Origin of the sequence: Psychrobacter sp. HII-4 (genome assembly GCF_904846595.1) — a bacterium.
Lineage (GTDB): Bacteria > Pseudomonadota > Gammaproteobacteria > Pseudomonadales > Moraxellaceae > Psychrobacter > Psychrobacter celer.
Map to the genome: position 1 here is coordinate 60590 of NZ_CAJHBJ010000006.1, position 16798 is coordinate 77387.

At 46.7% G+C, this 16798-nt stretch carries 16 protein-coding genes; 10 read left to right on the forward strand and 6 right to left on the reverse strand.

The window, feature by feature from the left end:
* The first annotated feature begins 229 nt into the window (after positions 1–229).
* The 7 genes from JMX98_RS05145 (at position 230) to JMX98_RS05175 (ending at position 4641) form a co-directional block, all read left to right on the forward strand.
* The gene (locus JMX98_RS05145; RefSeq protein WP_201585081.1) at positions 230–793 is read left to right on the forward strand and encodes a YqgE/AlgH family protein; all 564 of its coding nucleotides are present in this window, start codon (positions 230–232) and stop codon (positions 791–793) included.
* 71 nt (positions 794–864) lie between these two features.
* Complete coding sequence (gene ruvX, locus JMX98_RS05150) at positions 865–1452, forward strand: Holliday junction resolvase RuvX (protein WP_227680039.1); 588 nt, start codon at positions 865–867, stop codon at positions 1450–1452.
* 113 nt (positions 1453–1565) lie between these two features.
* Positions 1566–2069: a hypothetical protein gene (locus JMX98_RS05155; protein WP_105244503.1), complete on the forward strand. Its 504-nt coding sequence runs from the start codon at positions 1566–1568 to the stop codon at positions 2067–2069.
* A 57-nt stretch (positions 2070–2126) separates the two neighbouring features.
* Entirely contained in the window at positions 2127–2453 is a 327-nt protein-coding gene (tusA, locus tag JMX98_RS05160; RefSeq protein WP_201585083.1) for a sulfurtransferase TusA, read from the forward strand.
* Positions 2454–2482: 29 nt separating this feature from the next.
* Entirely contained in the window at positions 2483–3421 is a 939-nt protein-coding gene (gene xerD, locus JMX98_RS05165; protein ID WP_201585085.1) for a site-specific tyrosine recombinase XerD, read from the forward strand.
* A 58-nt stretch (positions 3422–3479) separates the two neighbouring features.
* Positions 3480–3818, forward strand: coding sequence for a DUF3817 domain-containing protein (locus tag JMX98_RS05170; RefSeq protein ID WP_201585087.1), 339 nt, complete (start codon positions 3480–3482; stop codon positions 3816–3818).
* A gap of 202 nt (positions 3819–4020) precedes the next feature.
* Positions 4021–4641: a class I SAM-dependent methyltransferase gene (locus tag JMX98_RS05175; RefSeq protein WP_201585089.1), complete on the forward strand. Its 621-nt coding sequence runs from the start codon at positions 4021–4023 to the stop codon at positions 4639–4641.
* A gap of 125 nt (positions 4642–4766) precedes the next feature.
* Here the strand turns inward: JMX98_RS05175 and lptG are convergent, their stop codons facing one another.
* Both lptG and JMX98_RS05185 read right to left on the reverse strand, forming a co-directional pair.
* Positions 4767–5975, reverse strand: coding sequence for an LPS export ABC transporter permease LptG (gene lptG, locus JMX98_RS05180; RefSeq protein ID WP_201585091.1), 1209 nt, complete (start codon positions 5973–5975; stop codon positions 4767–4769).
* Positions 5975–7297, reverse strand: coding sequence for an LPS export ABC transporter permease LptF (locus JMX98_RS05185; protein WP_201585093.1), 1323 nt, complete (start codon positions 7295–7297; stop codon positions 5975–5977). Before JMX98_RS05185 ends, lptG begins: the two co-directional genes overlap by 1 nt.
* Before the next feature lie 785 nt (positions 7298–8082).
* Between JMX98_RS05185 and JMX98_RS05190 the strand changes: the two genes are divergently transcribed.
* The 3 genes from JMX98_RS05190 to sstT all read left to right on the forward strand — a co-directional run bounded on the left by JMX98_RS05190 (position 8083) and on the right by sstT (position 11825).
* Positions 8083–9738: a leucyl aminopeptidase gene (locus JMX98_RS05190; RefSeq protein ID WP_201585095.1), complete on the forward strand. Its 1656-nt coding sequence runs from the start codon at positions 8083–8085 to the stop codon at positions 9736–9738.
* 21 nt (positions 9739–9759) lie between these two features.
* A complete protein-coding gene (locus JMX98_RS05195) occupies positions 9760–10269 on the forward strand; it encodes a DNA polymerase III subunit chi (RefSeq protein ID WP_201585097.1) in 510 nt (169 codons plus the stop codon).
* A gap of 353 nt (positions 10270–10622) precedes the next feature.
* Positions 10623–11825, forward strand: coding sequence for a serine/threonine transporter SstT (gene sstT, locus JMX98_RS05200; RefSeq protein ID WP_201585098.1), 1203 nt, complete (start codon positions 10623–10625; stop codon positions 11823–11825).
* Positions 11826–11926: 101 nt separating this feature from the next.
* Here sstT and JMX98_RS05205 read toward each other — a convergent pair whose 3' ends face one another.
* From JMX98_RS05205 to JMX98_RS05220, 4 genes are all read right to left on the reverse strand, one after another.
* A complete protein-coding gene (locus tag JMX98_RS05205; protein WP_075101342.1) occupies positions 11927–12250 on the reverse strand; it encodes a chaperone modulator CbpM in 324 nt (107 codons plus the stop codon).
* A gap of 116 nt (positions 12251–12366) precedes the next feature.
* The gene (locus JMX98_RS05210; RefSeq protein ID WP_201585099.1) at positions 12367–13404 is read right to left on the reverse strand and encodes a DnaJ C-terminal domain-containing protein; all 1038 of its coding nucleotides are present in this window, start codon (positions 13402–13404) and stop codon (positions 12367–12369) included.
* Between the two features lie 114 nt (positions 13405–13518).
* A complete protein-coding gene (locus JMX98_RS05215; protein WP_201585100.1) occupies positions 13519–15507 on the reverse strand; it encodes a DUF4105 domain-containing protein in 1989 nt (662 codons plus the stop codon).
* Between the two features lie 210 nt (positions 15508–15717).
* Entirely contained in the window at positions 15718–16209 is a 492-nt protein-coding gene (locus tag JMX98_RS05220; protein ID WP_201585101.1) for a DUF3015 family protein, read from the reverse strand.
* Positions 16210–16798: the final 589 nt, after the last annotated feature.

The following is a 16798-nucleotide window of genomic DNA, read 5'->3' on the forward strand; positions in this document are numbered from 1 at the left end:
CTCTGCATAGGGGGATATCGTTAGCCTATTTTAAAACAGCGAGCGCAGGGCTAAAAAACCATTGAGAGCGAGACCACTAAAACCAAACCGCTGCTAAATATTTGCTTTGGTTGATTTTTTTGGTCATCATCGCCATATAACCTTCTCTTGCCAGTGTGGTTGTGTTTTTAATGTAGTAATGTCTTTATCTTTTTATTGTTGATTTTATTATTAGGTTGCAGTTGCTTCTATGTCTAAAGCCAATTTGACCCATCATTTCTTAATCGCGGCACCAGAGCTGCCAGACCCACGGTTTGAGCAGGCGCTGATTTATATCTGTCGTCACGATGCGCATGGCGCGCTTGGTCTGATGGTCAATCGCCCCTTAGAGCAGTCGCGCGTGGGCAAGCTATTAGAGAATCTGAGCATCGAAGTGACCGACCCGCAAGTGATGGAAGACGTGGCCTTAGAAGGCGGGCCGATGTATCCTGAGGTCGGTTTTGTGCTGCATACTGGCCAGCCGGAGTGGGCATCGTCGTTTGCTATTTCAGAGAATGTCTGTATCACCACCAGCCAAGATATCCTCAAGCGTATCGCCGCAGGCCAAGGCGTTGGTCACTATCATCTGTGCTTGGGGCATGCCAGCTGGGGCAAAGACCAGTTAGAGCGTGAGCTTGCAAGTGGTGACTGGCTGGTGTGCCCAGCGGATCTTAACTTGTTGTTTGATACCCCGTTTGCGGAGCGCTGGCAGATCGCTGCTGACAAACTTGGCGTAAATTTCGACTACTTAAGCAGCGATATCGGCCATGCTTGATTGCAGTGACTCAGCCAAACCCAGACACCAAAGCTCGCTACTAAGCTGCAACACAGGAAAATTTTTTGATTATGGTAGACCGTTCTTTTATGAATGATAACGCAGAGATGAGAGACGATGAGGGCGCGCAAGCACCCCATGTCGCCACCGATATCGATAATAATACAACCGAGCCGTGCGCTACCGAACCGAGTGTCAAGCCGCATCTGATCTTAGCGCTAGATTATGGTGTCAAAAAAATGGGCATGGCTTTAGGCAATACCATTACTGAGACGGCTCGCGCCTTTGATATCTTGGCGATGAACAATGGTCAACCTGACTGGGACAACTTACTGGGTATCATAAAAGTATGGGGCGTGGCAAAGGTGGTGGTCGGCTTACCACTCAATATGGACGGTAGCAGCTCCATGCTCTCTAAACGGGCGCACAAATTTGCGCGGCGGCTGGCGCATAGAGTCATGGAGCAGCGCCTACCAGTGACTGTGACGCTGTGTGATGAGCGTCTGACGTCGGTAGCAGCGCGCGAAATCGCGTGGGAGAATGGCTGGATCCAAAACGAGCGCGACCCGATTGATGATATCTCTGCTTGTATTTTGATGTCGACGTATTTTGCCGATCCAAATAGCAGCTTGGCTATTGATGCGATCAAGCCTGACTAGTGCGTGTCCTCAAGCAGTGACGCGCAGGTAGTCGCGCACAAACGGACGGCTAGTATTTAACGCTTAGGTATTGCCACGCCCATCCTCTAAACCAATATATACGACTGATGATTATGACCACCGCTTTAAACCAACCTGTATCCAATAAGTCGCGACATGGTTTTGCGCCGCTTGCTATCGCTCGTATCAAGGGCGCACAGCGAGCCAACCAGCTGGCGATTTATCTGATTTATGCGGCCATTTTTGCTTTTGTGGTCTTTGGCACCATCGCTAGCATCAAGGCCTTTCATGACAGTCAGCTGCTTTATCAGTTATTTTATAACCTGCCTTATGCCTTGGTGGCGCTGACCATTCCTGTCAGCCTTTATGATGCCTTTATTATTTATCGTTATCGCCTAAACCAAGCATCAATGGTAATCATGACCATCGGCGTCTCAAGCATCGTGCTACTCGGCGGTTTGTTATTTGCTGATACGGCTTGGCTAGGACTGTCTTGCTGGGTGGGTGTGGCGTTTTTGTTTAAAGTCAGTTTCAAGCGCTTTTTTAACTTCTTAGACGTGGCAAACACTGACAAAGAGACAGCAGCCGTAGACGATCTAGACAGTACACCTCAGTAAGCGATTAAACAAACGATCCATTCTTTAACCTACCTACTTAGCTTTACGATAATGACTATGACCACTTCAATACCAAATACTGACATTGACCATCACCTAGATACGCAAGGGCTGATCTGTCCTGAGCCTGTGATGATGCTGCACCGAGTCATCCGAAAAGCAGATAGCGGTGAGGTGATTGAGATACTGGCCACTGACCCTGCTACCACCCGCGACATTCCAAATTTCTGTCGTCATCTGGGTCATGAGCTGATGACTCAAGAAACACTGGCAGAAAACATCAACCTAGACGCTGATCCCGATGAAATCACTATTGATGGCGATGACACCACGCCAGCAAGCGCGACGCTGTATCGTTATGTGGTGAAGAAAAAAAGTGGTTAACTTATATCTGACCTATATCCGAGCACCCTATGAGCCGTGACCGCGCCGTACAGCAAAGGCAACCCAAAGCGCTGGCAGTCGATGACGAGCCCGCCTATATCACCGAGTTTCGCCAAGCCATGCTGGCACGTGGTCTGGCAACACGTACCCGTAATGCTTATGTGCGCGACCTACGTACCTGTGAGCTGACCAACACCGCGCCATTGACCAAATGGCAAGCGGATGACGTGCTGCACTGCCTATCTACCCTCGCTATAGAGGACAAAACCCCGCGCACCCAAGCGCGCATGCTCTCAAGCCTGCGCCAGTTCTATCTATGGATGATAGCGAGCAACCTGCGCGAGGACAATCCGTGCGAGCGTATCAAAAGCCCAAAGCTTGGACGACCATTACCAAAGGATTTGAGCGAAGCCGATATCGAAAACCTCCTTGCCGCGCCCGATACCAGCACCGCGCTTGGCCTACGGGACAAGGCCATGTTAGAGGTGCTCTATGCCTGCGGCCTGCGCGTCAGTGAGCTGATCAATTTATCGCTTGAGCAAGTCAACCTGAACTCAGGTTGGTTGCAAATCACTGGTAAAGGCAATAAAACACGGCTGGTGCCCCTTGGTGAATATGCAAGCGATGCGCTAGAGGACTATCTGTCTCACGGGCGTGGCGAGCTGATTGCACATCTCAAGTCAGGCAATTGCCAAGCAGTGTTTTTGACGGCGCAAGGCGGCTATATGACGCGGCAAAACTTTTGGTATCTTATCAAGCGTTATGCCAAAGTAGCCAGTATCGATAAAGAACTCTCACCGCATACGCTGCGCCATGCCTTTGCCACCCATTTGCTCAACCACGGTGCCGACTTGCGCAGCGTACAGCTATTGCTTGGACACAGTGACTTGTCCACGACGCAAATCTATACCCATGTGGCGACAGCGAGACTGCAAAAATTGCATGCCGAACATCATCCACGCGGCTAATATTGAACGGTCAACATAAAAACTGACTATTTATTGAAGATTGTAAGAGGAATATAACGTGTCGCAAGCTCAGCCATCTTTGCAGCCTACGCTCACCAAAGGACAGCATGCTGCCCTCAAAAACTTGACCATAACGGGTTATTTAGAAGGCACGTCTTTTTTATTATTGCTTGGTATCGCTATGCCACTAAAATATATGCTCGGCATTTCTGAGGCGGTGACATATATCGGTATGGCGCATGGGGCACTATTTATCGCTTATATCCTGATGCTGCTGCTCACAGCCAGCAAAATAAAGCTGCCGCTATGGGCCATGCCGGCTGGCGTGCTCGGCTCATTTTTGCCATTTGGCCCGTTTGTGTTTGATTACTTTTTAAAAAAGCGTTTGCGAAAGTAAAATTAAAAAACTTTGTGACTCAAACCTATACTTATGTGGTGAAAGCGAGATTGTAGATTTGATATGCAGAGCACAATCTGAGATAGAGGCGGCAAAGTATAGAATCTGCTTTATCAATCCCTAGCTGCAAACTGACCCTTTTCTCGCTACAATACCTGCCATAGCTTGTTAACCTTTTACCTATCTACTATCCGAGAATCCCATGAGCCACTCTACAAACCATCGTCCCCCTGCCGACCTGCTAAAAAATGCTGAACACTGGCGCGAAGACATTCATTTTCAGCAAGAGGTACTGGGTAAGCCGTTTGATTTTGCGACCACTTGGGGTATTTTTTCACCGCAAAAGCTCGATGACGGTAGCCTAATGCTGCTCGATTATGTGGATTTTCGGGCGGATGATGATTCGATCGACTTGGGCTGTGGCTATGGCGTGCTCGGCATGACGGCAGCGCGTGAGTGCCCGAACGGTCAGCATACACTTATTGATAAAGACTTTATGGCGGTAGAATATGCGCGCCGTAACTGCGAAAAGAATGGTCTAAAAAATGTCGATGTGCATTTATCAAACGGCTTCAATCATGTGGCAGCGGACAAAGATTTTAGCCTTGTAATGTCAAACTTGCCAGCCAAAGTCGGCAAAGAGCAGCACTATCTATACTTCCTCGATGCCTATGCGCGTATGCGTCAAGGTGGGCGGTTTTATGTGGTGACCATCAATGGTTTGCGCCAGTTTATGAAGCGCTCGTTTACCGAAGTGTTTGGTAATAGCGAAAAGGTCAAACAGGGCAAAACCTATACCATTACTATGGCGACCAAAGAATAAGCTTCAGTAACTTAAAAGCTGCACAAACAAAAATCCCGCCAACACATCAGCATGTTAGCGGGGTTTTTGTTTTTTTATTCTCTTGCTTAGGGCATTAAAGATGGCATACCACTTACCACATTGTCTTACATCTGCCGTTTTATCAGATAAAATCCCAAGGCGGCGCTACCAATTATCGGTAATAGCACCATCAATAATGGCGAAAATCCTGTCGCTAATGAGACAAAGCCGACCAAATCTTGCACATAGCTAAATAGCAAACCAAACAGTAGCGCCACGACGATACGCAGACCCAGGCTGTGCGTACGCAGCGAGCCAAAGACAAATGAGCAAGCAACGATCACCAGCGATAAAATCGATAGCGGCGACAGCAGCTTTTGCCAAAATGCCAGCTCATGCTCTAAAGAGCGATTGCCCTGCCCTCGCATAAACTGACGATGCTCATATAGTTGCGTCAGAGACAAATCCTCTGCCTTACGCGTCAGTAGATACACCGACTCTGGGGCAAATGGCAAACTGAGCGTATCGGAGGCGAAGACGGCTTGACTACTCTCAAAGCCTTGGTTGATACTAAGCGTGGTCATGTCATTGAGCTGCCACTCGTAACGATACTGTCCGCTCGGCGTGCCGCTGCTGCTATCTAGAGCTTGCCGGCCGACATATTGCCCATCTTTGGCATGAATAGCGGTTTGCAAATTGCCATCATTGTCCAAATGCCAGCGCTTCACCTCACCGATGTTGCCTTGTACGTCGGCATAATCGATATATAAAATATCGCTGCCAGCAGGCTTTGTACTGCCATCTTGTGCATTTTCAAAGCGTGGCTGCACCGTCCAGTAGCCGCGTACCGAGGTTACAAGCGAGCGGCTGTCCTCATCATTGATTTCCTTTGCCAACTGATTGGAGTGTGGCAAGACAAACTGATTGATCGCTAAGGCAAGTAGCACAAAAATCAGAGCGGGTTGTAGCACCCAACCGACGATGCGATAGATACTGACGCCAGCGGCACGCATGACGACCAGCTCGCTTTTGTTGGCCAGCAGCCCCAAACCTACGACAGCCCCAAGTAGCGCCCCTGTCGGAATAAATTGCTCTAAAAAGTAAGGCGAGCGATAAAAGATATACTTAATCGCCTCACTCATCGTATAGCTATCATCGAGCGAATCAAGCTCGGATAAGTAAGAAAAAATAAGCTGCAAGGCCCATAGACCGACAACGGCCCCGATGATAGCAAGCAGCGCATTGCGTCTGACATAGCGACCGAGCACTGTTAGTTGACCGGGTTTTTGGGCCAGTGGCTCGGCGCTTGGGGTTTTGGCAAATAAGGAGCGCATTACGATTGCCCTCCTGACGTGTTGTCATTTGGATTGGCGCGACTGTCGGCCACTGTTTGCGGCTGCTGAGGTTGGCGAAAGCGCAGGCGATGCTGCACACGGCTGCCCCAGTTCATATACAGCGCCAACGCCATAAACCCTAAGATTAGCCACGCATACGCCCACACGCTGACGCTGCCTTTACTCACCGCATTTTTGAGCGAAATGATACCCAGTGCGCAGCTGACAAACAATAAAATAGCGGGAAACAAACGCAACCAGCGACCTTGACGGGGACGCACTTGTGCCAGGGGTACCGCCAGCATCGGCGCGATAATCATCAGCCAAGGCAGCGCAAAACGATAACCGAGCTCACCTTGCGCAGCGCGCTTGGCCTCGACCGTGCTCACTTGTGTACTGCCGCTACCGGTTGCCGCTTGCCACAACGGCCCGATGGCTTGGGTTTCGATATTGTCCTCGGTGATGACGTCTTTGGCAGACTCAGTCAAGCTGATACGGTAGCGATCAAAGCCTACTTGATTGTACTTTAGACTCCCTGCGCCGACTTCGTATCGTCGTCCTTGAAACAAATCCAATTGCGTCACGCCGCGGCTCCCTGTATCGACCTGCTCGGCACGTTTGGCTAAGGTAATGGTGTCTTTGCTGATATCATGATTGACGAGTGTCTCTGGCAGCTCTGGAATATCCAACTGCTCAGCGGTTTTGGGGTCGATGCGATTATCGACAGAGACCGCGGCGCTTTGATCACGCTCATTTTTTGCTGTATTGGCCGCCGCGTTTTTGGGCTGACTGCCTTTTTTTGGTTTTTCTGATTGGATCAATATCACATCTTGCAGCTGCTTTTTGTCCTCGCTCAGACTGCCGACATACAGATGATAATTACCACTACTGATAAACTCTTTTGGGCGAATCAAATCAAAGGCACTGGTCAAGGCTTGCTGTTGCCACACCGCCTCAGATGAGCGCACCCCCCACGGCTTACCAACGATAGACAACGCCGCCTCGCCGACAAACAGCGCGAGGATAAATGGCGTCATCAAGCGTGCCAGCTTACCACGCGACACACCGCTGGCATTGATGACTGCCATTTCTTGATCGACATATAGACGGCCAAATACCAGCATCAGCGCAATAAAAAACGCCAATGGCAAGATAAGCTCTAAAAAGTACGGCAGATTGTAGCCGATAATGGTAAATAACAAACTGATGTCTAAACGACCTTCAGCGGCTATCCCAAAGTAACGAATCAAGCGCCCACCGAGCATCATCACCACTAAAAACCCCAACACCAAAGCGGTGGTCGAGGCAACTTGTTGGGTCATGTAGCGGCGTAATATCACAATAGGGACTCTTAAACAGTTGGTATGCGCGTGCTGTATGATAGAGCGCTGGCTCAGGCGTGGCGCTTATTTGGCTATTATAATGGCTTTTTTTGGGCGGCAGATTTGTACCGCTCGCCGATAGTTAACGGATAATAACAACTAACAGTAGTATCGTTAGCGATACTACACAAATATAAGCCTTGGATATAACCGTTAATGCTAGCATGTTTTGGCAAAAAATGGCTGTGAAAAATGTGCTAAAACATTACCTAACCCTTGCTAAGATTGAGGCGGTGGTTTATGCAGCATTTGCTCTTAAGATCGCGCAGCAAATATATACGAAAACATTACTTAACCGATGCCGACAGCACGCTGATTACCTGATATGCTACACTACAACAAGCGCCCAACCTTCCAATGCTTTGACTGAAGTTTTGACTGAACCAATGGCTTAACCTTGGATTTTATCGTTGGTTTGAGCATAGCGATCAGATATCGGCTGGGCAAGATGACTCTATGTTTTTATCACCTTATCACCTCGAACCATACACATAATCTCAGGCAGCGTCTGGCAGTCATTTGTCGTGCGGCTATTGCACTGAGTCTGTGAGACATTAAGCTTACGAAAAATTAAGCTGGTGATAAACGGCCGCTTGGCTCGGTGATAATTGATTTAACTGATTGAACAGCTTAGCTATTTAGCAATCCAGTTGTTTAACAATCTGATTGTTTCGTACCCCGATTAAAAGGCGGTATCTATTGACCATTCAAATAAGGATAACTATATGAATATCAAATTAACTCAGCAACTCCCCAAAACCCATACCCAAAAAATCCTCAAAAAAGAAGCGAAGAGTAAAGACGCGGCTTGTTTGGTGGTGTTGGTGGATGACAAAAAAAACCTCTTCGCTGAGTCTGCGCTAGCTGACTATAGCGCTCGTATTGAGCAATTGATGGAAGTGTCACACTTTAGTGGTAAAGCCTGCGAAACCGTTGCTGATTTGGCATTGGCCGGTGACAAAAAAACCACCAAGCAAAACCCAGTTCAGTTATTGTTGGTCGGTGTCGGTAATACCGACAAGCTCAACCACACTGCCCTACAAAAAATCGCCAAAACCATCTATAGCAATACGCAAAAACGCGTCGCCTCTATCACGGTCGCGCTCGGCGATGATCTAGAAGAAAACCACTTTGGCCAATTTGCGCTAAATCTACTAGCGGCCAGCTATCGTTTTGATAAATACAAGTCTGAGCAAACCACACCGGTACTTACAGATGTGTATTTGTTGGCCGATGCAGCATTGCAGCCAGCGCTAGACTTCGCGCAAGCGGTGTTCGCCGGTCAAAGCTTGACTCGTGACGTCGCCAATGAGCCAGGCAATATCTGCTTTCCAGCGTATATGGCAGAACAAGCCCAAGCGCTTGCAAAGACCTATCCTGACCTCCTAAAAGTGACGGTGCTGGGCGAAGATGAGATGTCGGCGCTTGGCATGAACTGCTTTTTAGCGGTGGCTAGAGGCTCTAGCAAAGAAGGCAAATTGGTACTACTCGAGTATCGCGGCAAGTCTAACTTTAGTGCCAAAGCAGGCGCGACTGATACTTATACAGCCGGCAATAGCAGTGCAAAAGTCACCGGTGGTCTAAAAGCGTTGGCTGATAAGCTCCCCACCAAACTGCCTAGCAAAAAATCAGACAAAAACACTGATAGCAGCCATGACGATGCGCCTATCGTGTTGGTCGGTAAAGGCGTGACCTTTGACTCAGGCGGTATCTCTATCAAGCCAGGCGCGGCCATGGATGAGATGAAGTTCGATATGGGCGGCTCAGCGTCTGTATTGGGTACCATCAAAGCGCTGTGCGAGGCGCGTCTACCAATTAATGTCGTGGGGGCACTCGCTTGTGCAGAAAACATGCCATCAGGTGAGGCCACGCGTCCTGGTGATATCGTTAAAGCCATGAACGGCAAATCGGTTGAAATCTTAAACACCGATGCTGAAGGTCGTTTGGTGTTGGCCGATACCTTATGCTATGTCCAGCGCTACCAGCCAAAAGCCATCATCGATGTGGCGACGTTGACGGGCGCTTGCGTGGTGGCCTTAGGGCATGTACGCTCAGCGGTCTTTAGTAATGATGAAGATGTGTTGTTTGAATTAGAAAACGCCAGCTACTCATCAGGTGACCTCATCTGGCACATGCCATTAGATGACGACTATCAGGCGCAGCTTGACTCACCCATCGCTGATATGCAAAACATCGGTGGTAAAGGCGCAGGTGCTGTGACTGCAGCTTGCTTCTTATCACGCTTCGTCGAAGAAGGTCAGCCATGGGCGCACCTAGACATCGCAGGCACCGCATGGAACTCAGGCAAAGATAAAGCGGCAACCGGTCGCCCTGTGCCTTTATTTATGCAGTACTTAAAAAACAGCGCAAACAACGCTTAATGCAGTGATGACGACCAATTTATGAACGTAAGTTTTTATGTATTAAGCGAGCGTAAAGCCCAAGAAATCTTGGGCTTTATTTGTCAGCTGACCCAAACGGCGCTCAATAAAAGCAGCCAATCGCTACTGATTTTGTCTCAAGATGAGGCATTCCTCAGCTCGCTTGATGAAGCGCTATGGACGCACGACGCGACCAGCTTTATCCCGCACCAGCGCCTTTTGGGCCGCGATCCTCACTCCATAGAACCTGATACGATGGAGTCTGATGCCGCAAAGCCTGATACCTCCGATATCGAAGTGGCAGTATCAGCGCCCGTCATGCTCGGCAGTTATATGCCAGCGGACTTCTCAGGTATCGTTCTCAATACCACATTGCAGCCTGTCAGCGATTTTATAGCCGCGACCAGTCCTGCCGAACCCACTCGAATACTTGAGCTGATAAAACCTGATGCCAAAAGTATGCAAGAAGGCCGTCATAAATATAAGCATTATAAACAGCTCGGCTATGAGCTGACGCACTATACGGTGTAGCTTATACAGTTGATTTGTTCTAAAGACGACACAACGCTACTGCTATACATGTTACTTGCGGGCTGTCTGCTGGTTTGTTTTCCAGCTTTTTCATCTTAACTTTGCTATCTTAACTTTATCTCATTAGCTTTATTTTATCAGTCGCCTCGCTCAGTTTTCCCCGCGCGCCTGCCTGCCTTTTCTTTATTTTACCTACCCTTTTTATGGTTTTTACAGCGTGGTTGGTTGCCGTCTGATTTGCCGCGTCCAGTCTGACTGGTAGGCGAGTATCCGAAAAAATGCTACTATCCTCCGATTGTTTTTCTATTTTTATGATTTATTTACTTCTGACTGACTAACTCGAGGGTGTACAAATGCGTTCATTGATTGCGATGTACCAGCGTATAGGGCTGGTACCGCTCATTATTATCGGTTTAATATTAGGGGTGCTAATAGGCTGGCTAGCACCAAGCGTTGGTATCGCCTTAGGATTGTTGGGGACGCTATTTGTCGGTGCACTAAAAGCAGTCGCGCCGATATTGGTCTTTGTACTGGTGATGGCGGCGATTAGTCAGCATCGTAGTGGCAACGAAGTGTATGTCAAACCAGTGCTCATCATGTATATGTTTGGCACATTTTTGGCAGCATTGACTGCTGTCGGTGCCAGCTTTTTATTCCCAACTGAGCTGGTACTCGTCAACACAACTGTCGAGCAAGTACCACCGGCCAACCTCAAAGAAGTATTGACCAACTTGCTGATGAATCTGGTGGCAAACCCTGTCAATGCCATCGCTGAGGCCAACTATATCGGTATCTTGGCTTGGGCGATTATCATCGGTTTTGCCCTGCGTCAAGCCAGCGACACCGCGCGTACCGTTGTGGGCGATTTTGCTGATGCCATCTCACAAGTGGTGAAATGGGTCATCGCTCTCGCTCCTTTTGGTATCTTAGGTTTGGTTGCCAACACGGTCGCTGCGACGGGATTTGCATCATTGGCAGGTTATGCGCGTATCCTAATGGTGCTAGTCGGTTGTATGTTATTTATCGCTTTAGTCGCCAACCCTATTATCGTCCTTGTTAAAACTGGCAAAAACCCTTATCCACTGGTATTTACTTGCCTGCGTGAGTCAGGGATTACAGCATTCTTTACGCGTAGTTCGGCGGCCAACATCCCTGTAAACATGAACCTTGCACGCAAACTGGGCCTACACGAAGACACTTACTCTGTCACCATTCCACTTGGTGCAACTATCAATATGGCAGGGGCGGCGATTACCATCAACGTCTTGACGCTGGCGGCAGCGCATACGCTCGGTATCGAGGTGAGCTTTGCCTCTGCGCTCTTATTGAGTTTGGTCGCGACCATTAGTGCTTGCGGTGCCTCTGGGGTCGCTGGTGGGTCGTTATTGCTGATTCCTCTGGCTGCAAGCCTCTTTAGTATCCCCAATGACATTGCCATGCAAGTGGTTGCTATCGGCTTTATCATCGGCGTGATTCAAGACTCGGCCGAGACCGCGCTCAACTCGTCAACTGACGTCTTGTTTACTGCGGCAGCCGACCCTAAATACGCGCGTTAAGCCGGCGCAATCCGTATCTGTACATCACACACTGTAAAATAAAAGGCCTCAATGATCGCAATGAGGCCTTTTTTATGAGCGGTGCTTTATCAATGGTTTGGTTACTTTAGATGCTCGGTATCCACTTCAATGATTGGCGTCTGTCCTTCTAGCTGACGTTTGAGCTGACGCAGCTGCTCGACTTCTTCTAATAGCTCCAGTATCAGGCCGATCGCTGGCACACTGGCATCAAAGTCACGGCTCAGACGAGAGGCGCGGCGCACCGTGGTGAGCTGATAGCCGGTAAACTGCTCACGCTCTGGCACGTCGTACTCGATGATGTTTTCTTCCATCAGCTCGATGACCCATTGACGCTCTTGACCACAGGCAGATACCAGCTCATCCAAGCTCATGATAATATCGGTAAATTCAGGCGAGTGTTTCATTATTATTATCCTCTTTTGGTTGCTATCCTTATTTGTGCTTTATGTCATCGTGATCGTTTTCATCTCTCCCCGTTATCGCTTTTCGCTGATCTCTGTCGATAGCAGCGCGGCAGCTATCAGCGATTAATACTGGTATCAGCAAAGGCTTGCTTTAGCTGCTCATAGGCTTTTGTCACAGCCTCTCTATTGCTATCAGTGATATCAGGGTTGACGATATTGAGAGTTAAGTATAAGTCGCCCGCTTGTTTGGCAGGGATGCCCTTACCTTTTAGACGTAAATTGCTGCCAGATTTACTGTTTTTGGGAATGGTCACGCCAAGGGTGCCAGCGGGCGTACTGACATTGATTTTGCCACCCAATGCCGCTTCCCATGGCGTGATATTTACTGTCTGATAGACATCAGCACCCTCGATACGGATATTGGGGTCGTGGCGAATTTTCACCTTTAAAAACAAATCACCGTTTTTTCCGCCACCCATGCCAGCTGAGCCTTGACCTGCTAGGCGGATTTGCTTGCCATCAGTGATGCCTTTTGGGATTTTAATCTTAAGGGTTTTATTTTCATAATCCACGCTGCCATCGGGCTGGCGTACCGGCACGTTTAGTTTGATGCTATAGTCGTCACCGCTATAGACTGAGGCCAAGTCCACCGCAATCTCGGCGTGCTGATCTTGGCCTTTATTATCCTGCGCGCCAAAGCCACCCCCAAATTGCTCGAAGCCGCTACCTTGCGTGCGGCCTCCTGCCTGTCCACCAGCTGAGCCACGCGCGCCGCGACCAAAGGCCGAAAATATATCATCAAAGCGAAAGCCGCCATCGCCAAAGGCTTGTCCATCACCAAACTGATCTTTGATATCCTCCCAGCGAAAACCACCTTGTCCGCCTGCCGACTGACCATCAAACCCGCCAAAGCCACCAGCGCCGCCTTGACCGGCAAAGGGGTTGTCTAGCATAGCATCATATTGCGCACGCTTGTCTTTATCTCTAAGCGTTTCATAAGCGTTGTTGATTTCAGCAATTTTATTATCCGCGTTTGGGTCGTCGCTCACATCGGGGTGATACTGACGAACCAGTTTACGGTATTTTTTTTTGATATCAGCGTCTGAGGCGTCTTTTTTGACCCCCAAAATGTCGTAGTAGTTTTTTTCTGCCATATTATTTTTTCCTTATCGCATTTATTATTAACGATTTACTTAATACATAATATAGGGATGATGCAGCAATATTTCATTTCTTTGCCTATAAATATAACTTTGATCTTTAAGATATTACCAATAATGATGCCAAGCGATACTAGCATTTGTATTATCTAAACCGCTTAAAGCATCATAATCAGCGTGTGTCTCTATCTTAGCGTGTGTCACTATAATTCTGGCATCATTGTTCTTTGATAACTGTTGCCGTAATGTCAATTTGGTGAGGGCAATGGAGGCACGTCCCTCTCGTTTAGAGGCACTATAAGACAACTCAGCACTTTGAGTATCATGTTTAGCGCGCAAACCAAACTCAACCCCTATGTCTGCATGCCGATCTTGATCGTGGACTGTCGCATTTACCATACCATAACCAAGCATGTGCTTACCAAATTTTGCACCGGCTCCCATGCCAGCTTGCGCATAAGGACTGTGGTTGCTACCAGTAAACAAGTCTGTGCGCGCGCCTGTTTTTAATTGCCAAGACAATTTGGGTTCGCCTGATAACGGTTGTCTCAAGTTTTCGATCTGCTGCATGTCTAAAAAGACAAAGTCTGTCAGCGTCCATTTGCTATCATCAAAATCATAACCCAAAGAGGCTTGTACTGCTTCAAACCGTTTATCAATATCAGTGTAAGCGTTTAGAGGATCTTTCACAAATAGTGATAATCCCACCTGCGCACGCTCATCAGATAAAATTACTTTGGTTTGCGTTGTTTTGTTACTGAGTGCGGGTGACGCTTTATTAGGTACAGCCAGCTTAGCTAAACCATCACTGGCTGGTAGCGCAAAACGTTGGCTCAATAATTCATTTTTAAACGCTAGCTGCTCTGGAGTATTGTCTTGTGATATTTTATAAGTGCGATGTAAGATTAGAAAATCAAGCGCAAGTGCTCTGTCATCGGTATTCAGCGTGGCAAGCGGTGCGGTATTTTCTGTACGAATGACTTCATTAACAATATTTTGTATTGGCTTTGATAGTTGTACAAACTTCTCTCGCAACTGTGTTTGCTCAGAAGGCAGGTAACGTACCGAGGAAACTAACGATCCTGTGCCACTATCATGCTCTAACAACTGATCAAATATATAATCTGGCGCGTACCAAGGGCCTATGCGCTCAGTCGTTTTTACATCGCTTATCAGCTCTAATATTTCTCCTGAACGATAACCACAGTTTTGTTTGATGAAGTAATAATCAAATCGAGCGGATTTTGCTTCGTATAAATGGTAGTTGAGTAATTGCGTTTCAAATGCTTCAAGATTTAGCACATATTCCCACATATCTCGTTGCTCGTTTTTGGAGTACACGGCATCTTGCTTAAAAAATTCCGTCTCCGAAAAACCCGCATCGTAGAGTCCAAAGAGCCCCTTAATAGCGTACATTGCTCCGTTCTCATTGGCTGGAATGCGCGCGCCAAAGTTGTATGAATTATTAAGCAAATCCTCGCTTGAAAGCACTTTGACTTCTTTGTTCATAATGTCTTCAGCCTCTGCAGCCATACTGGACTTTACCAATACATGACCGAACGAAGAGGCTGGGTTTTTTAAGTAATTACTGACTAAGATTAGGCTTATCTCTTGATTAGGATCTGGCAGCAGCGGGCAATCTTTTAGATTACTATTTAGTTCGGGTAAATGGTGATTAAGCCATAAATATCTGGCTGGATACTTACAAACAACGCTCTCATTACTTGCCTGCTCTATCGTTGCCATCAGCTCTGCATAAGGATCAAAATTGCGTTTTGAGCGTGATTTTGGATTGGTTAAATAAAAATCTGGTGAAATAACTTCAGCTTTGCCATTTTTGTAAAATAGTAAATGTTGCCATTGAGAGTGCTTAGATAATGTTTTTAGCTTGGCAGAAGTGGTAGCTGTGTTTTTACTGAGTTGTCGTTTTTCTTCAATAATGGTTTTATCACTAGGCATCTGCATGCGCTGCTCTTTCGCTAATGAAATATCCTGTCCGTTAGCAAGCATGCGTGGTTCAGAAGTCTCATTATTATCAGCATTCCCATCGTGAGTAAAAAGACTATTGTCTTTTTCTTCAACTACTATCGAATCCATTACCGAATTCATTAGGTAGGGTTCAGCGGCATAGACAGTAGGTACAGCAAGACAAGCTACGCACAAAAATATTTTTTGCATTTTTTATTAGCACCATAAACACATAAGCAATAAAAAACACGTAAGCACTAGGTTTACGTGTTTTTATCATTAAACAGTCAAAAGCTTAATCATTAAACCAATGACTTAATACGTTAAAACTGACAAGCTTTAGATAGCACAGCTTGTTTTAACGATGCTGAATAGCGCTTCTGCATTTTGATCTTGGGTAGCAGTGCGATATGCAGAAGTCTGTGCATATTGACCATACTGTGCACGTACACTAGCGGCCGAATCACAGTTAGCAACGTTTTGTAATGCTGATAAATGAGCACCTTGGCCTGAAGCTAGATCTTTTTCAACACTTGGGAAGGCTTCTTTAATCAAAACCGCAGCTCTAACGTTACCACCTTGGCAAGTTTCAGGAGACATAGAGTCAGAAGTAGCAGCCGTAGTACCTAAATCCCAAGTCACGTTAGAGATAATAGCTAAGATAGGGCTAGAATTACCAAACAAAGCACCACCAATACCACACTGCTTATAAATCTGCTCGATAGTGCGACCAGTTTCTGCAGTTTTAAATTTAGAACCAAGATCGGCATGAGCTGCGCTAAATGGAATCATGGCAGCAACAACTGAAGCAATTGCAATTTTTTTCAACATACAACTTCCTTAAAGAGTGATAAAAAACGAATTATCAAACCTTTACTCAAAATATTTTTAGTGACTATTCAATATTATGAAATAATGTTCAATCCTATGTATTTTACAAAATTGTAAGAATATAGCAAGATTTTTTACATTAAATTAAAAGCTATTTTAGGCTGCTTTTACTGATATTCCAGCTATTAAACATATGGCACCACCCCTTGTAGCTCAAGGGTTCCCTATGACTTCCCTGAAGATAAAGGCCCAAATTCTATATAAATTCAATCATTATCATTATTCATTTTTGATGCGATAACGCTGTTATGTTTATGAGCAAACACATTTATTCACTTAACTTCATGATAGTTTTCCACAGTGTGATGCCATATAAATCAACGTTTAGAAAACTGAATATACAAAACTGCCTGAACTATCAAAATGATTTTCTCGTATTCTACCCCTTATTTGAACTGGGGCGTTTTTTAACAGAGCCGTAAGGATACGACAATTTATGTGCTATAAAATGAATATAACTTTGATACTCACAGGGAGTATCGATGATATAGGCAAGGTTATCTGTCTATTTTATAAACTGTATAAAGGT